Origin of the sequence: Yersinia sp. 2540 StPb PI (genome assembly GCF_052217165.1) — a bacterium.
Taxonomy (GTDB): Bacteria; Pseudomonadota; Gammaproteobacteria; order Enterobacterales; family Enterobacteriaceae; genus Yersinia; species Yersinia enterocolitica_E.
Map to the genome: position 1 here is coordinate 629,114 of NZ_JAZGQC010000001.1, position 25,672 is coordinate 654,785.

Below are 25,672 nucleotides of genomic sequence, written 5' to 3' on the forward strand. Positions count from 1 at the left end.
CGGTGAGGGGGAGGGCAAGCTGACTTTGCTTTTTTAACGGCACGCAAGATGTGTGAAATTCTGGCTGGATGTGACAACGATCACGTCACTTATCGGCTGTCACGACAGCATTTCCTCCTGTTTTCTGTCGAGATTACAAAAAAAACCTACCCGATATGCATCATTTAGCAACAAAGTTTTTTCGTTTGTCACTGGATGTTGCGACTGCTTTATTCTAATTAGCCAGTCAATATCGCTGGCATATTACCGCTAGCATAATTTTTCATGCTAATAATGTTAACGAGAAGTTTTTTTTATGTTTGCATGCTGTTTCTCATTGTCTTGATAAAACCTTTCAGACCGTATTGACGTTGCCACCAACTGTTGCCAAATTGGTACCCTCAGGGGGAGTCATAGAGAGCAGTTTGGGTGATTCAATGCATTCAAAATTGCTGTCGTGATAGCTTTTATCCGACATCTCAATCCCGCATCCCTGTGGCTAATGAGCCAAAACGGTACAGTCCACGGACGAAAAAATTATAGGGTCTGGCCGTACACACAACACACATCACCATAATGGAGCACAAGCGATGACGATTTCCTTGGGAAAAACAGGGATACTGAAATTCGGTATTGGGCTGATTGCACTGACCGTGGCGGCCAGTGTACAAGCAAAAACATTAGTCTATTGTTCTGAAGGTTCACCTGAGGGTTTCAACCCGCAGCTCTTTACCTCTGGCACAACGTATGACGCCAGCTCGGTACCCATCTACAACCGTCTGGTTGAATTCAAACTCGGTACTACCGAAATTGAACCTGGTCTGGCTGAAAAGTGGGAAATTAGCCCAGATGGCAAAAGCTATACTTTCCATCTGCGTAAAGGCGTGAAGTGGCAAGATAATAAAGACTTCAAACCGACCCGTGATTTCAATGCTGACGATGTGATCTACTCTTTCATGCGTCAGAAAGATGATAAACATCCGTACCATAAAGTGTCTGGCGGCAGCTATGAATACTTCCAGGGCATGGGTATGGGTGATTTGATCACCAATGTGGTTAAAGTTGACGACAACACCGTGCGTTTTGAATTGGCGCGTCCTGAGTCGCCATTCCTTGCCGATCTGGCGATGGACTTTGCCTCTATCCTGTCTGCTGAATATGCCGACAAGATGCTGAAAGCGGGCACCCCGGAAAAAGTCGATTTGAACCCAATCGGTACCGGCCCGTTCCAGTTGCAACAATACCAAAAAGACTCCCGTATCCTGTACAAAGCCTTTGAGGGTTTCTGGGGTACCAAGCCGAAAATTGATCGTTTGGTGTTCTCTATTACACCAGATGCGTCAGTCCGTTACGCTAAATTGCAGAAAAATGAATGTCAGGTTATGCCATACCCTAACCCGGCTGACATTGCTCGCATGAAAGAAGACAAAACCATCAACCTGATGGAGCAACCTGGCTTGAACGTCGGTTACCTCTCCTTCAACGTTGAGAAAAAACCATTGGATAACGTGAAGGTTCGTCAGGCGTTGACCATGGCTGTTAACAAAGAAGCGATTATTGATGCGGTTTATCAGGGTGCTGGTCAAGCAGCCAAGAACCTGATCCCACCGACTATGTGGGGCTACAACGATGACGTGAAAGATTACGCTTACGATCCGGCTAAAGCGAAAGAGCTGTTGAAAGAAGCGGGCCTACCAGATGGATTCGCTATCGATCTGTGGGCAATGCCAGTTCAGCGCCCGTACAACCCGAATGCCCGTCGTATGGCTGAAATGATCCAGTCTGACTGGGCGAAAATTGGTGTGAAAGCCAAGATAGTAACTTACGAGTGGGGCGAATACCTCAAGCGTGCTAAAGACGGCGAGCATGAAACAGTGATGATGGGTTGGACCGGGGACAATGGGGACCCAGACAACTTCTTCGCCACCCTGTTTAGCTGTGATGCGGCCAAGCAAGGTTCCAACTACTCCAAATGGTGTTATAAGCCGTTTGAAGACGTGATTCAGCCTGCTCGTGCTGAGTCTGATCATGACAAACGTGTCGCACTTTACAAACAAGCTCAGGTTGTTATGCATGATCAAGCTCCGGCGCTGATTGTTGCTCACTCAACTGTGTATGAGCCAGTGCGTAAAGAAGTGAAGGGTTATGTTGTAGATCCGTTGGGTAAACACCATTTCGAGAACGTGTCCCTGGATTAATTTTAACCTTAGATAAACCGGTGAATGTGTGGAATACGCATATTCGCCGGTTTCTTGTTGATACCCAAAATAATTCGAATTGCAGGAAGGCGGCAAGCGAATGAGTCCCGATGAGCTTACTGAAGTAAGTGATTCGGGTGACAAATCGATCGGGAACCGATTTGAACGCTGTTTGCAGCGGCCTCGCAGAGGCGAGGCCCATGGACGGGCCGAGTAACGAGTGTAGCCAACGCACATGCAGTTTGAAGTATGAAGGGTATAGGTTAAGACAGATACAGATGTGAGCCATATAACCTCTCCCAATAAGTGTTATTGTCGCAGAAATTTTGGGCATGGACAGCGCGCAAGCACCGGAGCGGACACCATGACCTTGTAAATCATGGCTACGTGACGGTGGTGAGCACTGACCTAGGTCAAAATGGCAAGTAAAATAGCTTATTGGGGAGGTTTAATAAGCTGGGTTGCCCACGAGCAGCCCGGCATTCTACACAGAGAGTTCGGGATATGTTGCAGTTCATACTCCGACGTTTGGGGTTAGTTATCCCAACGTTTATCGGCATTACTTTGCTGACCTTTGCTTTTGTCCATATGATCCCGGGTGACCCGGTGACCATCATGGCTGGGGAACGCGGTATCTCCACCGAGCGTCATGCTCAAATCATGGCGGAAATGGGGCTAGACAAGCCTCTCTATCAACAATACTTCCATTATGTGAATGGCGTATTACATGGCGACCTCGGCATCTCGCTGAAAAGCCGTATTGCTGTCTGGGAAGAGTTCGTCCCACGCTTTAAAGCGACACTGGAACTGGGGATCTGCGCGATGCTGTTTGCTATCGCGGTGGGTATTCCGGTGGGGGTGTTGGCGGCAGTTAAACGCGGTTCAATATTCGATCACACCGCTGTTGGGATCTCCCTTACCGGCTATTCGATGCCTATCTTCTGGTGGGGCATCATGCTGATTATGTTGGTCTCGGTCCAATGGAACCTGACCCCGGTTTCCGGGCGCGTCAGTGATACGGTGTTCCTTGATGACAGCCTGCCTTTGACTGGTTTTATGCTGATTGACACCTTTGTTTGGGGTGAGCCGGGTGATTTCAAAGACGCGGTGATGCATATGATTTTGCCTGCCATCGTTTTAGGGACTATCCCTCTTGCCGTCATCGTACGTATGACGCGCTCCTCGATGCTGGAAGTCTTGGGTGAAGATTATATCCGTACTGCGCGGGCGAAAGGCCTGAGCCGGATGCGGGTGATTGTGGTCCATGCACTGCGTAATGCTTTGCTGCCGGTGGTTACCGTGATTGGCTTGCAGGTTGGTACCATGCTGGCTGGCGCTATTCTGACGGAAACCATCTTCTCCTGGCCGGGGTTAGGGCGCTGGCTGATGGATGCCTTGCAACGCCGTGATTACCCAGTGGTTCAGGGTGGTGTGTTGCTGGTCGCAATCATGATTATTTTAGTTAACTTGCTGGTAGATGTGCTCTATGGCGTAGTTAACCCGCGTATTCGTCACAAGAAATAAGGGGCGCAGAATGTCTCAACTTACTGAGTCTACAGTAAAAAGTGCGCCGAAGCCGATGACTCCATTGCAGGAGTTTTGGCACTATTTCAAGCGCAATAAAGGGGCTGTTATCGGCCTGTTCTACATTATTATTATGCTATTGATTGCCGCTGGTGCTACCTGGCTTGCCCCGCACGGGCCGGCAGAGCAATTTCGTGATGCGTTACTGAAACCGCCGGTTTGGGAAGAGGGTGGCAGTTGGAAATTCCTGCTGGGTACCGATGATGTGGGCCGTGATGTGTTATCTCGCCTGATGTACGGTGCTCGCCTCTCGCTGCTGGTGGGTTGTCTGGTGGTGGTGCTATCACTGGTGATGGGCGTGATTTTCGGTTTATTGGCCGGTTATTTTGGCGGTATCGTTGATGCCATCATCATGCGTGTTGTCGATATCATGCTGGCACTGCCAAGCCTGTTGCTGGCATTAGTGCTGGTGGCGGTATTTGGCCCCTCCATCGTTAACGCCTCGCTCGCATTGACCTTTGTTGCCTTGCCGCATTATGTCCGTTTAACCCGTGCCGCGGTGCTGGTTGAGGTGAACCGCGACTACGTAACGGCCTCAAGAGTGGCTGGGGCGGGTGCGATGCGCCAGATGTTTATCAATATCCTGCCCAACTGCCTTGCGCCGTTAATCGTGCAGGCTTCTCTCGGCTTCTCTAACGCCATTCTGGATATGGCGGCTCTCGGCTTTCTCGGCATGGGTGCGCAACCGCCAACACCGGAATGGGGCACCATGCTCTCTGACGTGTTGCAGTTCGCCCAAAGCGCCTGGTGGGTCGTGACCTTCCCCGGTGTGGCGATCCTGCTGACGGTTCTGGCGTTTAACCTGATGGGGGACGGCCTGCGTGATGCTCTCGACCCCAAACTCAAGCAGTAACAGAGGTAGAGAGAGATGGCACTTTTAAATGTAGATAAATTGTCGGTGCACTTCGGTGACGAAGGTGCGCCGTTCAAGGCCGTAGACCGTATTAGCTACAGCATTGAGCAAGGGCAGGTGGTAGGGATTGTGGGTGAATCCGGTTCCGGTAAATCGGTCAGTTCACTGGCGATTATGGGACTGATTGATTACCCCGGCAAAGTGATGGCTGACAAGCTGGAGTTTAATGGCCGTGACCTGACCAAGATTTCCGAGAAAGAGCGGCGTCAGTTAGTGGGTTCGGAAGTGGCCATGATCTTCCAGGACCCGATGACCAGTTTGAACCCGTGCTACACCGTCGGTTTTCAGATTATGGAAGCGCTGAAGGTGCATCAGGGTGGCAACCGTAAAACCCGCCGTCAGCGGGCGGTGGATTTGCTGACGCTGGTGGGCATTCCTGATCCCGCGTCACGTCTGGATGTGTATCCGCATCAGCTTTCCGGCGGGATGAGCCAGCGCGTGATGATTGCGATGGCGATTGCTTGTCGGCCGAAATTGTTGATTGCTGATGAGCCAACGACTGCGCTGGACGTGACCATTCAGGCCCAGATTATTGAATTGCTGCTGGAGCTACAGCAGCGTGAAAATATGGCGCTGCTGTTGATAACCCATGATCTGGCACTGGTGGCTGAGGCGGCTCATCATATTATTGTGATGTATGCCGGTCAGGTAGTGGAAACCGGTAAAGCCTCGGAAATCTTCCGCGCGCCACGGCACCCGTACACTCAGGCATTGTTACGAGCCTTACCGGAGTTTGCTCAGGATAAAGCGCGTCTGGCGTCGTTACCGGGTGTGGTACCGGGTAAATATGACCGTCCTGACGGGTGCTTGCTGAACCCACGTTGCCCGTATGCCAATGATCGTTGCCGCCGTGAAGAGCCAGAACTGCTGGGGCCAGCGGGGCGTCAGGTTAAATGTCATACACCGCTCGATGATGCGGGGAGGCCGACCTTATGAGCCAACCAACTGATATGAAAAAAGAATTACAGGTATCCAAGCCGCTATTACAGGCTATCGACCTGAAAAAATACTATCCGGTCAAAAAAGGGTTCTTTGCACCAGAGCGTCTGGTTAAAGCACTGGATGGGGTTTCTTTCACCTTGGAGCGCGGTAAAACATTGGCCGTGGTTGGCGAGTCCGGTTGTGGTAAATCCACACTGGGCCGCTTGCTGACTATGATAGAGATCCCAACTGGCGGTGAGCTTTACTACCAGGGTCAGGATTTGCTTAAGCCGGATGAAAGTGCGGAAAAGCTGCGGCGTCAGAAGATCCAGATTGTGTTCCAGAACCCTTATGGCTCGCTGAACCCACGTAAGAAAGTGGGGCAGATTCTGGAAGAGCCACTGCAAATCAATACTAATCTCAACAGCAAAGAGCGGCGTGAAAAAACATTGGCAATGATGGCAAAGGTCGGCCTAAAAACCGAGCATTATGACCGTTATCCCCATATGTTTTCCGGCGGTCAGCGCCAGCGTATCGCCATTGCCCGTGGGCTGATGTTGAATCCCGATGTAGTGATTGCCGATGAGCCGGTTTCTGCACTGGATGTTTCGGTGCGGGCTCAGGTATTGAACCTGATGATGGATTTGCAGCAGGAACTGGGTCTGTCGTATGTCTTTATTTCCCATGATTTATCAGTGGTTGAGCACATTGCTGATGAAGTGATGGTGATGTATCTGGGGCGCTGTGTTGAGAAAGGCAGTAAAGAAGCCATTTTTAATAACCCACGCCACCCTTATACACAGGCATTGCTCTCTGCTACCCCCCGGCTGAATCCTGATATGCGCCGTGAGCGAATTAAATTGACGGGTGAGCTACCTAGCCCCATGAGCCCGCCACCGGGGTGCGCATTTAATGCCCGTTGTCGTCGGGCGTTTGGGACTTGCACCCAGCTACAGCCGCAACTGAAGCAATATGGTGATCAAATGGTCGCCTGCTTTGCGGTTGATCAGGATGAAGCAGAAAAAGCCAGCTAACACGGGTTAAGGCCCCAGCGCTGTTGGTTGGGGTCCAATCGACGAGTGCGATATCAATTACAACAACGCCGATAATTCGGCGTTTTTTTATAACTGAAAATAGCCTTCCATTGACTATTTATAACTTCATTTTAAAAATAATTACTGTAAATGTGAACGTAATCTTGTAAATAAATAGTTACGGAACAATTTCATATTGCTGAATATGAGTTAATAACCGAGTACTCCTGTTATTTAGGTCGAGGTTAACATTCACTTAAAATGATATAGATCACATTTTTAGTTCTATCTAGTAAATGCAGCCCCTATCGCTGTAAACATCATTCTGTTGAGATGTGAATAATAAAGGGTGCAATTAATGCACCCTTTATCAAATAGCCGAAGACAATACTATTCGGTTTTTATTGTGGGTAAGGCACCCAGTCACCGCCATTTAATCGAATATAAGGTTTTCCCTGATATTGAATCACAATGGCATTATCGTTTTCCGATATTACCGCCGTTTGCGGCAATCCTTGTGTCAGGGCCTGCCAATCGATAGTCGGCGCAGTAAATACTTTGCCATCGACCACACGTGATACTAATTCAGAAAGCGCCAGATAGCTGCTTGGCGTATTGATAATCACCGGGCTGGCGGGCTGTGGCGCTTTGATTCCCATTAACGTAATCCCAACAGGGATATGCGTGATACTTGGGCTGGGGATATCCCTCAGGCCGGACATCTGCATTTTATCGCCAACCAGCGCGGCTCCATGCTCTGGTACCACCACCACCATAACTTTGCGGCCTGATTTTTCCAACGCCGCCAAAAACGTATTCAATTGGTCAAATAGCGTTTGGGCGCGAGCGTGGTAATCAGCCGTTTTATTGGTACCAACGAAACGGTTACCATCATGTAACGGTATGATATTCATGAAGGTTGCGCTGCGGCTATCCCCCCCTTTCTGCTGCTGTTCCAGCCAGCGGTTGAGCAGTTCCAGATCATTGTAAATTGGCTCACCATCGAAGGACGCCAATTGATTACTGATGCCTTTTTGTGACATCAGCGGTGCGCGCATATTGCCGTCATCTTGAATGTTTTGCAGATAATTACCAAATACACCTGAGTGGTCCATCATCAACTGAGATGCGAAGCCAAGTTTCGCAAGATTATCAAATAGATAACACTGCTGCTCTTGTGGCAGATAGAGGTCTTTGTGCGATGACTGGCCACAACTGGCGCGCAGTAGTCGAATAGAGGCTGGGCCACTGTAGGCGGTGGCAGAGTTGAAGTTCTTGAACAGAATATCAAACTTATTCCACAGCGGGTGCTTATCCAGTTGGATAGCTTCAATGTCTGACCAAGACAGCGAGCAGATATTAATAACTAATAAATCAAAAGGTTGCGCATCTGTTGGCAGCGATGTAGGGAATGCCGTATGGCGGGTTTTCTCCTGCTCATAAAATGCATTCAGATAAGCCGTCAGATTGGCATCGGTTGGTGGGCCACTGGCCGCCACCTGATGACTATTAGGCGTTGGCGGCTCAGCCCCCAGTGTTACTGGAGATGATGCTACCGACGTTTCAGCGGCAGGTGCCAGAGAAAATGCCGGTCCGGCGATGCTGGCAACATTCAGCCAAATCATGGCTGCAACAACAAAAACCGTCACCCGAATCCACTGTGAAATAAACAGGTAGCCCACCAGGATAACAAAGGCGGTTCCTATCATGGCCCAGTTAATAAAACGGCTAATTAATTCAATTAGATAACTGAAGCTAAAGCCGGTAATCTGCGAGCCTTGGCTCAGGATACTGTTGAGCCCCGGTAGCCAGGTGTCGTGATACAGCAAACCAATACCTATTGGGATCGCAATCCAGTGACGCCAGCGGTGGACCCTATAGGCCGGGATCGGAAATAGCAGGAAAGCAATAAACACCAAGTTGGCCAACGGATGGAAGTTCAGGTAACCAAACCACAGCAAGGCAAACTTTAGCAGGAAATAGTAGTTCCATGCGCCAAGACCACGCCAATAGCGCCACGGGCTCGGTGATTCTTGCAGTTTATTCTTTGCATTCATGGTTGTTTCTTCGTCAGTGAAGAGGAGCCATTACGCAACCAAACCCCTTCTGATTTTAAATATCGCGCAGATAAGAACAGATGTTGTCTTTTCTCCCACCAGCGTGGAAACCAACGGTGTGCCACATAACCCAGAGGGAAAAAGATAACCGCAGCGCACAGCAGGATTTGCCAGATATCGTTGAGATTCATTGGGTTCGCTCCTTGTTCGGTCCGACATTCAGTGCCAGAGGCACGGGGACTCGTCGGCTAACTTCGGCTTGCTCAGCTGTATCAATCTGTTGCGTATAGGATTTTTTGTCACCGGTCATTTGCCATGCATCGGGGGTATTCATCCGATGAATCTCAGCGATAATTGCCTGATCCTGATACCACACCCGTTGGTTACTGAAAATTTCAGCCACCGGCAAACGGAATATATACTTCAGAGCAGTATCTAAGTCATTGATACGGCAGGTGGAAAGGAATAATACCACATGGTTATCAGCTACCGTTACCACATCACCATAGCGGCGTAGATAGCACAGTGTTAGTGCTTGTCTGGCCTGTAACCCAGGGACTGTCCGCAGAGCAACCATGACACCTTTGCCGTTTTCTGGCAGTAGCGTGTTGTTCATCAGTTGCAAAACAGAGTGGCAGAACTCCGCGGGAGGTAAATAACCTTTAAGCTGAAGTGGGCGTAACGCCTCCAATAACGCATTGATATCTTGAGGAACATGCCGAGAGGAATGTTGGCCCTGAATACCTTCCAACATGGTAAGAAAGCGTGACAGCGGTGCGATGTGAGGCACGATCAGATTCGCGCCGCAGGCCAGCAATAAACGTTCATCGCTGTAACGCAGGCTGGCGTTCATTTCACGCACCACAATTTTGATAGCATCACCCCGTTGGCGGCGTATGTTATGGATCTGATGTGCTAAATCGTCGATTTGCTCACTTTGATTAAGAGCAAAAATCAATGTGGCGGCATGAGCACTTATTGCCCTCTGCGCCAATACTGCATTATTATCAAGTAGTTGCCAGTTGGTAGAGAGTGGCGGAGCGCCTTCCAAAATAGTGCGTTCCGCCAAATACAGATGCTCATCATTACGTGAAGGCGGCAGTGCCTGTTGAACTTCATCCGCCATGCTCCAGCCTTGTTCATCTGCTTCCAATCGGACTAACTGATTGGCGGTAACCCCTTTTTCAGTGCTCCACCAAGAGGCAACATACTGGGCATTATCTTGCTGCCATTGCAGGCTAGCCAATCCTTGTAAATAACGGTGCTGGCTAACTAATTGATTCTTAATTTTATTAATACCAGAACTGTGGCAAATTACGATTAACGTACAGTTTTGCGCCTCCAGCCATTGCTGAATATGCTGTAGCCACTGCTGCATCTCTTCGCCAGTGAATGTTTGCCATAAACTGGCCGGTGCTAACAGAATGAACAGTCGCTGTTGCGGCCGTAATGAACGCATTAAATCTTGAGTTAAATGTAGTAATGCTTTTCTTTGTGCCGGTAAGGTAAAAAGTGGCAATTTATAGGGGCCATAACCCACAATGTTTGCCAGTAATTTCTCAGGTTTTAGCCCGCAACAAATCAATGCGGCTCGAGTATTTTCAGATTGGTTACGAATAAGTTGCTGACAGAATAAATTAGCATCAATTTGACGTTCAATATTGACCCAATAAAACCCAGGCGCCTGCATCACGGCTAATTCATCCCAGATTTTTCGAATACCTAATGTGAAAGATCGTGGCATAGATTCTTTATCTGCTTGGTTAAAATGCGATTGGGCCAATTACTGGATAAATTCAGTTAACAATTGTAACATTGCAATAATTATTAACCAATGTCTTTACCGTGATAATAATCTAAGACTCATCTTATTGGGAGAAAGTATACTCAAATTATTGTTATAATTACTTACCATAGCCTATTTTCTAAAGGCGGATAAATGAAAACCATAATAAATCGATTTCACGCCAAAACATCGCTCGAATCTCAGGATGATCTACTAGCATTAACTCAGGCTTTCTCATTACCAACGTTAAGTTATATCGATATCGTCCGTCAGGAACGATTAACTCAGATGATGGCTCGCTGGCCATTGTTGGCTGAACTGGCACAATCCACAGGGAGTGAATAGTTTATGCCGGTACTGGCGTTACAAGGGATAAGAGGGGGGATTGGTACCACATCGGTAACCGCCGCGCTTGCTTGGGCATTGCAACAACTGAAGGAATCAGTTCTGGTGATCGATTTTTCACCGGATAATTTATTGCGGTTGCATTTCAATATGCCGTTTGATCAAACCCGTGGTTGGGCCAAAGCTGAAATTGAGGGCCAAGGTTGGCAGCAAGGGGCGATGCGCTATACCGAAGGGTTAGATTTTCTGCCATTTGGCCAACTAACTCTCATTGAAACTGAGCAACTGAACGCGTCCTTACAACAGCACCCCGGTCAATGGCGAGAAAACCTGTCTGCGTTGCAAGCCAGCGCGCCCGATTGCTGGATTCTATTGGATATCCCTGCGGGTGATAGTATATTCACGCGCCAGATTTTAGCGCTGGCTGATCTGGTGCTGGTATTGATCCATGCTGATGCCAGTTGTCATATTCGCCTCCATCAGCAAAATCTGCCTGTCGACTGCCATTTCCTGCTGAACCAATTTTCTGCCAGTAGCCATCTACAACAGGATTTACATCAGCTTTGGCTACAAAGCCTGGATAACTTATTACCTACATTTATTCATCGCGATGAAGCAATGGCTGAAGCGTTGGCGGCCAAACAACCATTGGGTGAATACAGTGGGCAAAGTTTGGCTGCTGAAGAGGTCACCACACTGGCAAATTGGTGTTTGATTACTGTGGCGAACAACAGGCTATGAACTACTTGATGCGGATGTTATTTCTGACCCCGGTTTATCAGGGGATGCGCCGTCGTTATCATCTGTATATGCAGCAAGGTTGCACCGTGCTTACCGCTTTTCTGACCACGTTGGCGCTGCCGTTGTGCTGGATTTTTTTGCGTTTTGAGTCGCCCAGTTGGCAACGTGTAATACAAAACCGCACTTACTGGTTCCCACAGATTTCACCTATTCGCCCACGGCTTGGCGATGGCCTACGGTATCTCTTGCAAGGGTTGTGGCTGCTACTGACCTATCCTGAATCGCGCAATGAAAAGAGGCTCCAGCCTGCCGCAGTCGGCAAAAAGTGGGTAAAACATACAAGACAAGGCTATATCCGTTGGCTGGGGAACATGCCCGAACGTTTTGAACTCCAGCGACTGGAACAATCGCTTATCACCCGATTAACCCCGTCATCAAAGCGCACCCGCCGGGTCCTGTTTATTATTTTGGGTATTTTCACCGGCATATTAGCGCTGCTGTGTATTTCTCAGCCGTTTGGCATGATGGCGCAGTTCGTTTTTGTGCTGCTGCTTTGGGCGTTGGCGATGGTGGTGCGACGGGTGCCGGGCCGCTTACCAACCTTAATGCTTATCGTGCTGTCTTTAACCGTCTCCTGCCGCTATCTGTGGTGGCGCTATACCGAAACGCTGAACTGGGATGACCCCGTCAGTCTGGTATGCGGCTTATTGTTGCTGTTCGCTGAAACATACGCCTGGGTGGTGCTGGTGCTGGGTTACTTCCAGACCATTTGGCCGCTTAATCGCCAGCCGGTGGCAATGCCGGATGATATCAATAGTTGGCCGACCATTGATTTGATGGTGCCGACCTATAACGAAGACCTTGGCGTGGTTAAACCAACTATTTATGCCGCTCTTGGTATTGATTGGCCAAAAGACAAAATCAATATCTATATTTTGGATGATGGTAACCGACCTGCGTTTAAAGCATTCGCTGCTGAGGTCGGGGTGCACTACATTGCCCGACCCACCCACGAGCATGCTAAAGCCGGTAACATTAACCATGCATTGAAACAGGCTAACGGTGAGTTTGTCGCTATTTTTGACTGCGACCACGTGCCGACCCGTTCTTTCCTGCAACTGACGTTGGGTTGGTTCTTTAAAGATACCAAGCTGGGCATACTCCAGACGCCGCATCACTTTTTCTCTCCCGACCCCTTTGAGCGAAACCTGGGGCGTTTTCGTCAGACGCCGAATGAGGGCACACTGTTTTATGGCTTGGTGCAAGACGGTAACGATATGTGGGATGCCACCTTCTTCTGTGGCTCTTGCGCTGTGCTGCGCCGCAGTGCGTTAGATGCTATTGGCGGTATTGCGGTAGAAACAGTGACTGAAGATGCCCATACCTCGTTGCGTATGCACCGTAAAGGATACTCCTCCGCCTATATCCGCATTCCGCAGGCCGCAGGCTTGGCAACCGAGAGTTTATCGGCGCATATCGGGCAGCGTATCCGCTGGGCGCGGGGCATGGTTCAGATCTTCCGGCTGGATAATCCGCTACTGGGTAAGGGGCTGAAGTTAGTCCAGCGCTTATGTTATGCCAATGCCATGCTGCACTTTTTATCCGGTATTCCACGCTTAATCTTTCTAACCGCTCCGCTGGCTTTCTTGTTGCTGCATGCTTACATCATTTTTGCTCCGGCACTGGCGATTGCACTCTATGTGTTGCCGCATATGATCCATGCCAGTCTGACCAACTCCCGTCTGCAAGGGAAATACCGCCATTCCTTCTGGAGTGAAATCTATGAAACGGTGTTGGCATGGTATATCGCCCGTCCGACCACCATGGCACTTCTCAGCCCACACAAAGGAACGTTTAACGTGACGTCGAAAGGGGGGTTGGTTGAAGAGCAGCATGTGGATTGGGTGATCACCCGCCCGTATATCGCGCTGGTTCTTCTCAATGTTGCCGGCCTGATTGCGGGTTTGTGGCGTTTGGGTCATGGCCCGTCGAATGAAATTATGACGGTGGTTATCAGCTTGGTGTGGGTGATTTATAACATGACGATTTTAGGCGGTGCCGTCGCGGTGGCAGTTGAAGCTAAACAAGTTCGCCAGTCACACCGGGTCGAGATAGCCATGCCAGCCGCAGTAGCTCGTGCTGATGGTCACTTGTTCTCCTGTACATTGCGCGACTATTCCGATGGTGGCGTGGGGATTGAAATGCGCGAAGCCGGATTACTGCAAGAGGGTGAGGCGGTTCATTTACTGCTCAAACGTGGGGCGCAGGAGTACACCTTCCCCTGTGAGGTGACCCGTGCCTTCGGCACTAAAGCCGGGATGCGAATGCATCAACTGAGCGTGGCACAACATATTGATTTTATACAGTGTACCTTTGCCCGTGCCGATACCTGGGCGCTGTGGCAGGATGGTTTTCCTGAAGATAAGCCAATTGAAAGCCTGCGCGATGTGTTGGCGCTGGGCTTTAAAGGATATGTCCGTATGGCCAGCTATGCGCCACCGGTAATGCGAAATGTATTAGTAGGATTTACTTCCCTGATTGCCTGGATAGCGTCATTTGTACCCCATGGCGTCGGTAAAAATCAGGCTCCGAGTAGCCAAGGCCAGACAGTGGCTCAACATTGATGATGGTATGGTGATGAGAAAAATAACGTGGTTTACCGCATTGGCTTTGGGATTGACGTCATTCACCCATGCTGAAACTCCAACGGTACCGTCAGCTCAATCGGCGGTCATGGCCACTGACGCGGCGCAGATACCCGCAATATCGGGTGATATACCGGTGCGCGACGTAGAATATTCGTTTGCCAAAATCGCGCCGCCGCCGGGGACCTTCTCCTTGCGTGGCACTAACCCTGAAGGCCAGCTTGAGTTCGGCGTGCGCAGTGATGAGGTGGTGACTCATGCGACCTTGAATCTTGAGTTTACGCCATCACCTTCGCTGATCCCGGTGGAGTCGCAGGTGAAAATCTTGCTGAATGATGAACTGATGGGCGTCATGGCGATCACCAAAGATCAGCTTGGTAAACCCACCCACCTTCAATTACCGATTGATCCGCGTTACATCACTGATTTCAACCGCTTGCGGTTAGTTTTTGTCGGCCATTATCAAAATATCTGTGAGAACCCAGCGAGCAATACCCTGTGGTTGGATGTCAGTAAGTCCAGCTCACTGGATTTGCGCTATCAATCGCTGCTGGTTAAAAATGATTTATCCCACTTTCCTGAGCCATTTTTTGATGCCAGAGATAATCGCCCGCTGATTCTACCCGTGATATTTGCTGCTGCACCTGATGTGTCGCAGCAGCGGGCCGCGGCTATTCTGGCCTCATGGTTTGGTGATAAGGCGCAATGGCATGGGCAGAACTTCCCGGTATTGTATAACCAACTGCCTACTCAGCATGGCGTAGTATTCGCGACTAACGCTCAACGCCCTGATTTCCTAAAAGATTACCCGCCGGTGAAAGCTCCAACGGTGGAAATCATCAGTCATCCGAATAACCCGTATGTGAAGTTATTGCTGATTCTGGGGCGCGATGATAATGACCTGATTACTGCGGCACAGGGGATCGCGCAAGGCAATATTCTGTTTCGTGGTCAGAATGTAACGGTGGATAAGGTTGAGCCATTAGCACCTCGCCTGCCTTATGATGCACCAAATTGGGTGCGTACCGACCGCCCGATGACATTTGCTGAGTTGCAGCAATATCCTGAGCAACTGCAAACATCGGGATTACTGCCGCCGCCGATTTCATTAGCGATGAATCTGCCACCAGATTTGTTCTTGACTCGCAGTGCTGGTATCGATATGCGCTTGATATATCGTTACACCTCAACACGTTTGATGGATGGTTCCCGCTTAAGTATCAGCTTGAATAATCAGTTTGTGCAGGATTACCCACTGTCACCGAATATGCCCGAAGACAGTAAGATCCTGCGTCTGCCACTGCCACTGCTACAAGGCTTACAGGATGCCGCCAAAAGGCTAAGCATTCCGTCCTTGAAACTGGGCGCGACTAATCAACTACGTTTTGATTTTGATTACAGCACCTTGCTGGCAAGCGGTGCCGAGGGGCGATGTGAAACCTATTCTACCGCGCCGAATCACGCGGTAATTGACGGTAACTCTACGATTGATTTCTCCGGCTACCGTCACTTTATGGAAATGCCTGATCTGCGGGCATTTGCCAATGCTGGATTCCCCTTCAGCCGTATGGCTGATCTCTCCGAAACGCTAGTTCTGGTACCACCAAACCCGGCACCAGCACAGATAACCACCCTACTCAATGCGGTGGGAAATATCGGGGCGCAGGTGGGTTATCCCGCGGTCGGTATTAACATTACCGATGATTGGTCACAGGCGGCGAAGAAAGATGCAGATGTGCTGATTATTGGCACCATTCCGCCAGAACTGCGCAATGATCGAAAGATTAACGTGCTGGTGGAACAGACCCTGAGTTGGGTAAAAATGCCAAACCGGCAAACCGGCTTACCAACCATGATGGTACCGCAATCAGATTGGGTAGCAGACAGCCAGGCGACGATAAGCTCTGAAGGGGCGATGTCGGCGATTATCGGTCTACAGTCACCTCACTTCCCTCAGCGCAGTATTGTGGCGTTATTGGCCGACAGTTCGCGTGGTTATACCTTACTGAACAATGCCATGCTCGATACCGGCAAACGCGAAGCGATATTTGGCTCGGTCGCGGTTATTCGCGAGTCGGGCGTCAACAGCCTGCGAGTTGGTGAGACCTATGATGTCGGTCATTTACCGTGGTGGGAACGTATCTGGCATACCTTATCTACCCATCCGGTACTGTTGGCAGGGGTGGCCGTATTGGTCGTGGTTATGGCTGCAATGATGGTCTGGCGTGTATTACGTCTGATCAGTCGCCGCCGGTTATCACCTGATGAGCGAGATTGATGTTGAAGGTCGTGATGTTTAAGCGACAGATCTGTGCCCTGCTGCTCGTCAGTTTTGGTAGCGCAGCAACATGTGATTGGCCAGCATGGCAGCAGTTCAAACATGACTATGTCAGCGATGGCGGGCGCGTTATTGATCCCAGCAGCCCGAGGAAAGTCACCACGTCGGAAGGACAGAGTTATGGGTTGTTTTTTGCTCTGGTTGCCAATGATCGGGAAACCTTTGACCAATTATTATCCTGGACGGAAAACAACCTGGCCGCTGGGGATTTAACCGCACGTCTGCCGGTATGGCTATGGGGACAACGCAAAGATAATAATTGGGATGTTCTGGACCCCAATTCGGCCTCTGACGCGGATCTATGGATTGCATACAGCTTGCTGGAAGCGGGGCGGCTATGGGATAGCCGCCGTTACCAGACGATGGGTACTTTGTTGCTGCAACGTATCGCTCAAGAGGAAGTGGTGAATATTCCGGGCCTTGGCGAAATGCTATTGCCGGGAAAAATTGGTTTTAATGATGATGACCGTTGGCGGCTCAACCCAAGTTATCTGCCGCCACAACTGTTGGCCCGCTTTGCCTCTTTGGCGGGGCCGTGGAAAGCGATGGTTAAAGTCAATCAGCGCTTATTGCTTGAAACGGCACCCTATGGTTTCTCCCCTGATTGGGTGGTTTGGCAAGAGGGCAAAGGCTGGCAACCTGATGAGACACGGCCCGATGTCGGTAGCTACGATGCGATACGCAGCTATTTGTGGGTTGGTATGTTGTCCAATAACAGCCCAGAAAAGACTATATTAATCCAGCGCTTCCAGCCGATGGCGGCGGTAACCCAACAACGTGGGGTACCACCAGAAAATACGGATACCAGTAACGGTAAAACCAGTGGTAAGGGATCGGAAGGGTTCTCGGCAGCATTACTGCCATTCTTAGCCAGTAGCCCTGAACCCTATAATCAGCAAACCTTGAGCGTGCAACAACAACGTGTGCAAGATTCGCCACCGCCCGCAGATGCCTATTACAGTGCGGTGCTGACATTGTTTGGTCAGGGATGGGCGCAGCATCGTTATAGTTTCAATCGTCAGGGTGAGCTTCAGCCCTCATGGAACAGTCAATGCGCAACATTAAAATATACTGGCTCTTAAGCTTAGCGCTGTTGTCCCAAGCCTTTACCACTCCGGCGCAGGGCGCAGAGCCTATCTCACCGACCCAGTTTTTACTGGAGCAGGTACGGCTAGGGGAAGCAACCAATAGAGACGAGTTGGTTAAGCAATCACTGTATCGCTTGAATATGATGGACTCGAATAACCCGGAAGTGGTGGCGGCAGGAATGCGCCAGGCTCTGAGACAGGGTAATTTGGCTGAAGCACAAAAACAGTTGGATAAGCTGCAACAATTGGCACCCGACTCAGAGGCTTATCAGCGGGCTAAACTGCTGTTGGCGCTGACTAAGCCGGAGGTACGCCAACAATTACAACAAGCGCGTCTGTTAGCGACCGCCGGGCGGGTGACTGAGGCCAAAGTTCAATATGATCAACTGTTGCAAGGCAAACCACCAACACTGGATCTTGCTGTGGAATACTGGCGGTTGGTCGCACGTGTACCGGGGCAGGAAGCCCTCGCCACCCAGAAATTAGCCGCGCTTGACCAACAATATCCCGGTAATGTCGCGCTGCGAATGGCCTTGGCGCGCCTGTATTTCAATCAGCAAAATGCCACGCAAGGTTATGCCATATTGGAGAAAGTGGCCGCAGACCCAGTGGGAGCTTCAGATGCCGCAGACTTGTGGATGGAGACGGTCAAAACCATGACTGTCAGTCCACAAAGCGTGGCGGCGCTGACCCATTTCCTCAACATCTTCTCGTCTGGCCCTCAGGCTAATCTCGCCCGTCAAGCATTGGCCAGCCAGCAGGCCATGCTGGCTTCACCGACTTATCAAGCGCGTTTAAGTGGATTGGCAAAAGTAGACAGCGGTGGCGGGGCGGCGGCGATCCCCGCACTAAAACAGGCACTGGCTGCCGCACCTAATGACCCCGAGATCCTCGGCGCGCTGGGTCTGGCATATGCCCGTAGTGGTGACCGTGCCCAAGCTCTGCGCTTGTTTGAACTGGCGCAAAAATCAGATAAAGATGGTCTGAAAAGCGACAAGTGGATCAGCCTGATAAAAACCAATCGCTACTGGCTGCTAAATGACGAGGGGGATAAAGCGCTGAAAGCCGGTAATACCGGGGTGGCACAACAGAAATACCAGCAAGCGCGCCATATTGATGGCAGCGACAGCTATGCATTGATTGGTTTGGCTGATGTTGCCGTGGCCCGTCATGATGATAAAACGGCCGAGCAGTATTATCAGCAGGCACTCCGTCTGGACCCATCAAACGGCAGTGCGGTACGAGGGCTAACCTATATCTACCAGCGCGAATCGCCGCAAAAAGCACTGAGTTATCTGAGCAGTTTGCCACGCAGTCAACAAGCCAAAATGCGTGACACATTAGACAGCCTGCAAGTCGATATGCTGAAACAACAAGCCGAAAATCTGGCGGCGCAGCAACAATGGCATCAAGCAGCGGAAAGATATCGCCAGGCGCTGAAGATGGCCCCGGATGATGTCTGGATAACCTACCGGCTGGCACAAGCGTTAGCGCAAGAGGGGCATTTGGTGGAAGCTGACGCACAGTTCCACCAATTAGCGAGCCGTAAGCCGAAAGACCCCGAGCAGGTATATGCCTATGCGCTGTATCTCTCCAGCACCGGGCGTGATAGTCAGGCATTGGTGCATTTGGCAACACTGCTAACCCTGCACTGGAACGATAATATCCGCGCTTTAGACCAGCGCTTGAAATTTGCTCAGCTACTGACATTAGCTCGCCAACTGCGGGCTAGTGGTGATGAAGTAGGGGCGATAACCCTATTACGTCAACAGCCAGCCAACACTGCCATTGACTTGACGCTTGCCGATTGGGCGTTAGAGCGTGGTGACTATCACGCGGCGCTGGTGGGGTATCAGCGAGTTCGGGCGCGCGAGCCACAAAACCCCGATGCTATTCTGGGTGAGATTGAGGCTTATATTGCTGAAGGCCGTCTCAGTGACGCTCGCCAATATTTACAACATGAGCCACTTTCCGGTGACGGGGTTAGCTTAAGCGCCCAGCGGCGGATAGCCAATGCCTGGTACGGTGTGGGTGAGCCACAAAAAGCGGCAGAGATCTTCCAGCGCTTGAAACCGGTGGCAGCTAAAGGGGGACCCTCACAGGATAATGCATTGATATTCCGTGATTCAGGTCGATTAGCACAAGTGCAGGGGCAACCCGCTGCGGCACAAGATGATTTCAAACATGCCATGGTAGCCAGTGGTATCACACCGACACTGGCGGCGGATAACGACAGTTATACCTTGCTGACCCGCAATCAGGCCACCGATGACTGGCTTAAGCGGGGCATTCGTTCTGATGCCGCTGACCTTTATCGCCAGCAGGATACCCGTATCACGATTGATCACGACTACCTGCGGTCAAGCGGCACGGAAGGGATTTCTGATCTCCGGGCGCACAACACCATGTTGCAGGTAGATACCTCGCTGGCTGATGGTCGAGCTTTCTTACGAACAGATACGGTGCAGATGGATGCCGGGACCTTTGACAAGAATACTCGATATAAAGCCGGTACCTGTTACCAGACAGAAAAGCCATGTCAGACTAATCTACATCAACAGGCAACGGGTACCAGTGTTGCCGTGGGCTGGCAAAATGACAGTTGGGAAACTGATCTCGGTACTACACCGATGGGTTTTGATGTCGTTGATGTGGTCGGTGGGCTGGCATACAGCAATAGTTGGAATCATATTGGCTGGACCGCCACGGCGTCACGTCGGCCAATATCCAGCTCGATGCTGGCCTTTGCCGGAGCCAAAGATCCGAATACCAATGTGACCTGGGGGGGCGTGCGTGCCAACGGTGTGAGCCTGGGAGCCAGTTATGACCGAGGTGAGGCTCACGGAGTGTGGAGCGATTTAAGTTATCATTACCTGACCGGGCAGAATGTGGCGGATAACCAGCGGCTGCGCTTTATGACGGGTTATTATTACAAGCTAATCAACGAAGATAACCGCCGTGTTACCGTCGGTTTGAACGGGATGTGGTGGCATTATCAAAAAGACCTCAGCGGTTATACGCTAGGCCAGGGCGGGTATTACAGTCCGCAAAAATATCTGTCATTGGCTATTCCGGTAAACTATCGGCAGCGGACGGCTAACTGGTCGTGGGAGTTGGGTGGGTCGGTGTCTGTTTCACATTCGGCAACCAGCTCACGGGCGCGTTATCCACTGCAAAATCTGCTCAACCACAGTATCCAGACCATTCCAGACCGGTATGAACCCGATGATGGTGATAGCAGCAATGGGGTGGGTTATACCTTGCGCGCCTTGATCGAGCGCCGGTTGAGTTCGCATTGGACATTGGGGGCTGGGGTTGATATCCAGCAGGCGAAGGACTATACCCCAAGCCATGCGCTTATCTACTTGCGTTACTCTCTGGCTGGCTGGCAAGGCTCACTGGATATGCCACCACAGCCATTGGTGCCATACGCAGATTTTAAGTAATCATTGGGTCGTGATGATTTGCACGAAAAAACAACGTTAGAGTGAGAAATAGCACTCTGACGTTGCGATCCTGATAGGAAAAGACTGAAACCCACGGTATTCTTCCCCTCCGGTTTGGTTTCACCAGATAAAATCTGAACGCGATCGAGTATCATACACCCAAAGTAACCGGCTCGCTGTGAGCGAGCCATAAGCTGATGCTGGTTAGTGCTTCGAGAGTGGAGAGCCGCTAACATCGCGGCAACTTCAAGCAAGAAGGGTATACTCAGACAGCATCGACGAGTCGCCATATCACCATGGCACCCTCTTATATTATTCAGTTGGCATTGGCGGAGAGCGAGTTTGCAGGTAAGGCGTTCATTAACGATTAAACAAATGGCGGCAGTGGCAGTTGTGGCACTGGTGACCATCTGTATTTTTATCGTCCTTCAGTTGTTCCACTTTGTGCAGCAGCGCAAAGATGACTACGCCAAGCAGTTGGAGAGCATCGCATATTCGGTTCGCCAACCGTTGTCAGAAGCCATACTAAGTGTCGATGTCCCACAAGCCAAAAAAATCCTCAATAGCTTGTTACCGATTGGTATTCTCAGCCGCGCTGAAGTGATATTACCGAATCAGATTCAGGTATTACATGCTAACTTCCCCACAGAACGGCCTGTTCCACGCTGGGCTAAGCGTATTTTTTCCCTGCCAGTACAGATAACAATACCGCTGTATGCACTGGAGCGGGTATCCGCAAATCCGCAGCCACTGGCACATTTAGTGTTGCGAGCCGACTCATTTCGTATGTATCAGTTCATTCTCAGTGCACTGTCGGCCATGCTATCGACCTATTTGTTACTGGCATTGGTACTTTCGGTCTCTATCGCCTGGTGTATTAATCGCCTGATTATTCATCCATTGCGGGCGATGGCCAAAGAGCTGGAAAAGATTGGTCAGCAAGGTGTGCTTAACCACCAACTGTCCTTACCTGCCCACCATCAGGATGATGAATTAGGCGTACTGGTACACAATTACAACCGTAACCAGCAACTATTAGCCGAAGCTTATACGGATATGACCCGTATAAATACCCGTTTCCCGGTGACTGAACTCCCCAACCGCCCGTTGTTTATGGCTCTACTTGAGCAGGAAATTGCAGCTGGTATGCATGCTGAGAAATTCCACCTGTTAGTCATTGGCATTGAAACATTGCAAGAAGTGTCCGGCGTAATGAGTGAAGAGCAGCACCGGCAGCTCTTGTTGACGATGGCACAGCAACTTGAACAATGCATTGATGAAAACAGCTTGCTGGCGCAACTGAGTAAAACTGAGTTTGCAGTACTTGCCAGAGGGATCAGCCGCCCGTTCCCGGCGATGCAGTTGGCGCGGCGGATTATGCTGCAAATTACCCAACCCTTAGTCTTTGGCAATATGCAACTGCGGCCCAGCGCCAGTATTGGGATTACTGATTACCAATACCAAGATGAAACAGCCGAGTCTCTGATGGGCAATGCCAGTACTGCGATGATGGCCGCTCACCATCAGGGGCGAAACCAGATTATCGTGTTTGAGCCGCATTTGACTGAGAAAACGCAAAAGCGACTGACTCAGGAGCATGACATTTTACAGGCAATTGAAAATCACGACTTCAGGCTGTTTTTACAACCCCAATGGAATATGCAAGATCAGCGGGTTATCGGTGCAGAAGCGTTGTTACGCTGGCCCCAACCGGATGGCAGTTATCGTTCCCCTTCAGAGTTTGTCCCCGGAGCGGAAGAGGGGGGCGTGATGATGCCACTGGGTAACTGGGTACTGGAAGAGGCATGCCGCATTCTGGCTGACTGGAAAGCACAAGGGATTACCCTATCTTTGGCAGTAAATATTTCGGGTTTGCAGGTGCAGAGTGATCAGTTTTTACCGCATCTGAAAACCATCATCGATCAGTATCAAATCGACCCGCGCCAATTATTACTGGAAATAACCGAAACCGCCCGTATTCAGAATCTGGATGAAGCTCTCGGGCTACTGCGCGAATTACAAGGGCTAGGTTTGTCGATCGCTTTGGATGATTTTGGTATGGGATATTCAAGTCTTCAATATCTCAATCACCTGAAAGGCCTACCAATCAGCATGATTAAGCTCGATAAATGCTTTGTGGAGCACCTGCCAGAAGATGATGTAATGGCGCGAATTATCGCCACTATTTCAGAAGTATTAAAGTTGCGAGTGATGGCCGAAGGTGTCGAGACCGATGAGCAACGTCAATGGTTGCTAAACCACGGTATTTACTGCGGGCAGGGTTTTTTGTTTTCAGAGCCATTACCGCGAGAGGTGTTTGAGGCGCGCTACATCCTTCGTCCTTGACGCTGCAGCGTTGTTAGCGGCACTCACTTACCCGAATCACTGACTTGAGCCAGCTCATCGGGATTCGTTTGCTGGCTGCCTGGCCGTTTTTCCATTTCAGGGTATTGCGTTGAACCCAGCGGTAAGTTGCTCACTACTGGCTATGTGCAAATTACCAAAAGATGAGCCTTGTGTTTTTATAAAAAAAAGCATGATGTTACTTTGTGTTTATCGAGAATTAAGTGGGGTGAATGTAGGATAAATGCACTAACACAGGCAAATAAAAAATAAAATTCCCACGCCGCCGTAGGAATTTTATTTTTTATCTGTAGGCTAAAATACGGGGTGTTTGGGATTATTTACTCCCCCAAATGGAAATGGATTATTTTATTCTTTAAATTAAAAACATAATAAGCTACTAAAATGATCTTAATCCACATTAACGATTACTTTTTTATATGTAGACGATCTAAAAATCTTCGACAAAGGAAACATTCAGTATAATATACTGCAAATTAATATTGCTTGCAGATCATTGATCTGTGATATCTGTATTTACCAGATGAATCGATCATGTATACTTTAATCCATAGCAAGTGAGCACAGCGACAAGGATGTTTCAAGTTTCTAAGTCGCTTAATATACAGCACGGACATTGTGAATATTAGAAACCCGCTTTACTCCCGCTCTTAAAAGATATTTAAAATATCGTTTTCGCTACCAAGTATATATATTGAGCTTCGACATTTATTGGATTGTTGAAAAAACTCATTACTGGTCTTATTGCCCAGCAGCGATAAATAGATATCTAATGGATTCTTGTGGAATAACCGCCACCAAATTAACACAACAGTACTGAGTTATTTAACTCATACATCTATTATTAATTGGAAATATAAATGAAAAAGTTAGCTATTATTGCCTCAATCGTTGCTGCATTCGCGGGTGTTAACGCTGCTCAAGCCGCTTCTACCGGTACCATCACTTTTAACGGTGAACTGACAGCATCTACTTGTGACGTGTCCGTCGACGGCCAGGGTGCAGACGCAACAGTAGTACTGCCAACTGTCGGTACTAACCAGTTGACTTCTGCTAACCAGGTTGCAGGCAGCACCGGCTTTAACATGGCACTGAGCAACTGTGCTGGCACCCTGAAAACAGTTTCGGCTTTCTTTGAAGCAGGCCCAAGTGTTGATGTGGTTACCGGTCACCTGAAAAACGTAAGCGGTACTGCTGGCCAGGTTAGCCTGGAACTGCTGGACGCGTCTAACGCCATGGCACCAATTAAAGCCGGTAACAGCAGCCAGACAACCAGCACGACTTATATTGATGCTGCTACGGGTTCTGCAACACTGCCGTATGCGGTTCAATATTATGCTGATGGCGCAACCACTGCCGGTACTGTTGTCAGCAACGTGGTTTACTCTATTCAATACAAATAAGTATTAACGAGTAACACAGAAATATAAAAGGGCAGATATCTGCCCTTTTTGACGATAAGCACTAAAATTAAAGCATGCACACATTCATTAAGTGTCGAGGTTGTTATGAACAGCACTAACCGTTTTTTATTAACTGTCTTCTCAGCCTTGTTCTTGATTCTATTTGTCGGACGCTCTGTTCAGGCCAGTGTGGTTATTACCGGCACCCGGGTAATTTATCCGGAAAAACAAAAAGAAGTGACGGTAAAGGTGAATAACACCGGCACCGGCCCGGTGGTATTACAAAGCTGGATTGATAACGGGGATGTGAATGCCCGCCCGGAAACGTTAAAAGTGCCTTTTGTACTGACACCACCGATTAACCGGGTTGAGCCGAATAAAAGCCAGACACTGCGCATCAGTTATACCGGTGCGGCTTTACCAAAAGATAAAGAATCTGTTTTTTGGTTAAATGTCTTAGAGATCCCGGCTAAAGCGGATGCGGGTAGCAGCCAGAACTATTTACAGATGGCCTACCGTTCCCGTATTAAATTGTTCTTCCGTCCTACCGGTTTGGTCGGTAATCCCAATGATGCCGCACAATCTTTAGTCTGGACCAAAGTCCCCGGCGGACTTAAAGTCACCAATCCGACACCGTTTCATGTTTCGTTGGTCACGGTGGGGATAACGGGCAGTAAAACAGCGCCGGTTGAAGGCCAAATGATTAGCCCTAATAATTCGCTGACCTTTTCGTTACCGGGAAATACCGCCGGCAATAATGTTGATTTTGAATTTGTTAATGATTATGGCGCACTCAATAAACTGAGCCAGCCCATTAAACCTTAATTTAA

General features: G+C 49.6%; 17 protein-coding genes. 14 read left to right on the forward strand and 3 right to left on the reverse strand.

What is annotated here, in order from left to right; genetic code table 11:
* The first annotated feature begins 569 nt into the window (after positions 1-569).
* The 5 genes from dppA to dppF all read left to right on the forward strand — a co-directional run bounded on the left by dppA (position 570) and on the right by dppF (position 6,629).
* On the forward strand, positions 570-2,177 hold the full coding sequence (gene dppA, locus V1956_RS02790; RefSeq protein ID WP_372560250.1) for a dipeptide ABC transporter periplasmic-binding protein DppA: 1,608 nt from the start codon (positions 570-572) through the stop codon (positions 2,175-2,177).
* A 504-nt stretch (positions 2,178-2,681) separates the two neighbouring features.
* Positions 2,682-3,701 carry a dipeptide ABC transporter permease DppB gene (gene dppB / locus V1956_RS02795; RefSeq protein ID WP_005174906.1) on the forward strand — a complete coding sequence of 340 codons (1,020 nt, stop codon included), beginning with the start codon at positions 2,682-2,684 and terminating at the stop codon, positions 3,699-3,701.
* Positions 3,702-3,711: 10 nt separating this feature from the next.
* Positions 3,712-4,614, forward strand: a complete 903-nt coding sequence (dppC, locus tag V1956_RS02800; protein WP_083161399.1) for a dipeptide ABC transporter permease DppC — start codon at positions 3,712-3,714, stop codon at positions 4,612-4,614.
* A gap of 15 nt (positions 4,615-4,629) precedes the next feature.
* On the forward strand, positions 4,630-5,610 hold the full coding sequence (gene dppD, locus V1956_RS02805; RefSeq protein WP_083161397.1) for a dipeptide ABC transporter ATP-binding protein: 981 nt from the start codon (positions 4,630-4,632) through the stop codon (positions 5,608-5,610).
* A 14-nt stretch (positions 5,611-5,624) separates the two neighbouring features.
* The gene (gene dppF / locus V1956_RS02810) at positions 5,625-6,629 is read left to right on the forward strand and encodes a dipeptide ABC transporter ATP-binding subunit DppF (protein ID WP_372560683.1); all 1,005 of its coding nucleotides are present in this window, start codon (positions 5,625-5,627) and stop codon (positions 6,627-6,629) included.
* Between the two features lie 401 nt (positions 6,630-7,030).
* Here dppF and bcsG read toward each other — a convergent pair whose 3' ends face one another.
* The 3 genes from bcsG to bcsE are packed head-to-tail and all read right to left on the reverse strand — an operon-like array spanning position 7,031 to position 10,430.
* Positions 7,031-8,686, reverse strand: coding sequence for a cellulose biosynthesis protein BcsG (gene bcsG / locus V1956_RS02815; protein ID WP_420074852.1), 1,656 nt, complete (start codon positions 8,684-8,686; stop codon positions 7,031-7,033).
* Positions 8,683-8,877 carry a cellulose biosynthesis protein BcsF gene (bcsF, locus tag V1956_RS02820; protein ID WP_083161393.1) on the reverse strand — a complete coding sequence of 65 codons (195 nt, stop codon included), beginning with the start codon at positions 8,875-8,877 and terminating at the stop codon, positions 8,683-8,685. The genes bcsG and bcsF overlap by 4 nt, the downstream gene beginning before the upstream one ends.
* Positions 8,874-10,430, reverse strand: a complete 1,557-nt coding sequence (gene bcsE, locus V1956_RS02825) for a cellulose biosynthesis protein BcsE (protein ID WP_420071071.1) — start codon at positions 10,428-10,430, stop codon at positions 8,874-8,876. The genes bcsF and bcsE overlap by 4 nt, the downstream gene beginning before the upstream one ends.
* Before the next feature lie 195 nt (positions 10,431-10,625).
* Between bcsE and bcsR the strand changes: the two genes are divergently transcribed.
* From bcsR to V1956_RS02870, 9 genes are all read left to right on the forward strand, one after another.
* The gene (bcsR, locus tag V1956_RS02830; RefSeq protein ID WP_083161389.1) at positions 10,626-10,817 is read left to right on the forward strand and encodes a cellulose biosynthesis protein BcsR; all 192 of its coding nucleotides are present in this window, start codon (positions 10,626-10,628) and stop codon (positions 10,815-10,817) included.
* Between the two features lie 3 nt (positions 10,818-10,820).
* Positions 10,821-11,558, forward strand: coding sequence for a cellulose biosynthesis protein BcsQ (gene bcsQ, locus V1956_RS02835; protein ID WP_420074853.1), 738 nt, complete (start codon positions 10,821-10,823; stop codon positions 11,556-11,558).
* Positions 11,555-14,182 (forward strand): UDP-forming cellulose synthase catalytic subunit, encoded by a 2,628-nt coding sequence (gene bcsA, locus V1956_RS02840; protein ID WP_372560254.1) that lies wholly within the window; start codon positions 11,555-11,557, stop codon positions 14,180-14,182. The genes bcsQ and bcsA overlap by 4 nt, the downstream gene beginning before the upstream one ends.
* Positions 14,183-14,189: 7 nt before the next feature.
* On the forward strand, positions 14,190-16,481 hold the full coding sequence (gene bcsB, locus V1956_RS02845) for a cellulose biosynthesis cyclic di-GMP-binding regulatory protein BcsB (protein WP_442824784.1): 2,292 nt from the start codon (positions 14,190-14,192) through the stop codon (positions 16,479-16,481).
* A complete protein-coding gene (gene bcsZ / locus V1956_RS02850; protein WP_420071074.1) occupies positions 16,481-17,623 on the forward strand; it encodes a cellulose synthase complex periplasmic endoglucanase BcsZ in 1,143 nt (380 codons plus the stop codon). The genes bcsB and bcsZ overlap by 1 nt, the downstream gene beginning before the upstream one ends.
* Entirely contained in the window at positions 17,593-21,075 is a 3,483-nt protein-coding gene (gene bcsC, locus V1956_RS02855; protein WP_442824785.1) for a cellulose synthase complex outer membrane protein BcsC, read from the forward strand. The genes bcsZ and bcsC overlap by 31 nt, the downstream gene beginning before the upstream one ends.
* A gap of 342 nt (positions 21,076-21,417) precedes the next feature.
* Positions 21,418-23,421 carry a biofilm formation regulator HmsP gene (hmsP, locus tag V1956_RS02860; protein ID WP_227746572.1) on the forward strand — a complete coding sequence of 668 codons (2,004 nt, stop codon included), beginning with the start codon at positions 21,418-21,420 and terminating at the stop codon, positions 23,419-23,421.
* A gap of 878 nt (positions 23,422-24,299) precedes the next feature.
* Positions 24,300-24,842 carry a fimbrial protein gene (locus V1956_RS02865; protein ID WP_372560258.1) on the forward strand — a complete coding sequence of 181 codons (543 nt, stop codon included), beginning with the start codon at positions 24,300-24,302 and terminating at the stop codon, positions 24,840-24,842.
* A gap of 105 nt (positions 24,843-24,947) precedes the next feature.
* Positions 24,948-25,667 (forward strand): fimbrial biogenesis chaperone, encoded by a 720-nt coding sequence (locus V1956_RS02870; protein ID WP_420075510.1) that lies wholly within the window; start codon positions 24,948-24,950, stop codon positions 25,665-25,667.
* Positions 25,668-25,672: the final 5 nt, after the last annotated feature.

Excerpts from the sequence above, each read along its gene's own strand:
- bcsR (WP_083161389.1), top strand. The coding sequence starts at position 10,626 with ATGAAAACCATAATAAATCGATTTCACGCCAAAACATCGCTCGAATCT.
- dppB (WP_005174906.1), top strand. The coding sequence starts at position 2,682 with ATGTTGCAGTTCATACTCCGACGTTTGGGGTTAGTTATCCCAACGTTT.
- dppC (WP_083161399.1), top strand. The coding sequence starts at position 3,712 with ATGTCTCAACTTACTGAGTCTACAGTAAAAAGTGCGCCGAAGCCGATG.
- bcsQ (WP_420074853.1), top strand. The coding sequence starts at position 10,821 with ATGCCGGTACTGGCGTTACAAGGGATAAGAGGGGGGATTGGTACCACA.
- bcsG (WP_420074852.1), bottom strand. The coding sequence starts at position 8,686 with ATGAATGCAAAGAATAAACTGCAAGAATCACCGAGCCCGTGGCGCTAT.
- bcsE (WP_420071071.1), bottom strand. The coding sequence starts at position 10,430 with ATGCCACGATCTTTCACATTAGGTATTCGAAAAATCTGGGATGAATTA.
- V1956_RS02870 (WP_420075510.1), top strand. The coding sequence starts at position 24,948 with ATGAACAGCACTAACCGTTTTTTATTAACTGTCTTCTCAGCCTTGTTC.
- dppA (WP_372560250.1), top strand. The coding sequence starts at position 570 with ATGACGATTTCCTTGGGAAAAACAGGGATACTGAAATTCGGTATTGGG.
- dppD (WP_083161397.1), top strand. The coding sequence starts at position 4,630 with ATGGCACTTTTAAATGTAGATAAATTGTCGGTGCACTTCGGTGACGAA.
- dppF (WP_372560683.1), top strand. The coding sequence starts at position 5,625 with ATGAAAAAAGAATTACAGGTATCCAAGCCGCTATTACAGGCTATCGAC.
- bcsZ (WP_420071074.1), top strand. The coding sequence starts at position 16,481 with ATGTTGAAGGTCGTGATGTTTAAGCGACAGATCTGTGCCCTGCTGCTC.
- bcsC (WP_442824785.1), top strand. The coding sequence starts at position 17,593 with ATGCGCAACATTAAAATATACTGGCTCTTAAGCTTAGCGCTGTTGTCC.
- V1956_RS02865 (WP_372560258.1), top strand. The coding sequence starts at position 24,300 with ATGAAAAAGTTAGCTATTATTGCCTCAATCGTTGCTGCATTCGCGGGT.
- bcsA (WP_372560254.1), top strand. The coding sequence starts at position 11,555 with ATGAACTACTTGATGCGGATGTTATTTCTGACCCCGGTTTATCAGGGG.
- bcsF (WP_083161393.1), bottom strand. The coding sequence starts at position 8,877 with ATGAATCTCAACGATATCTGGCAAATCCTGCTGTGCGCTGCGGTTATC.
- bcsB (WP_442824784.1), top strand. The coding sequence starts at position 14,190 with ATGGTGATGAGAAAAATAACGTGGTTTACCGCATTGGCTTTGGGATTG.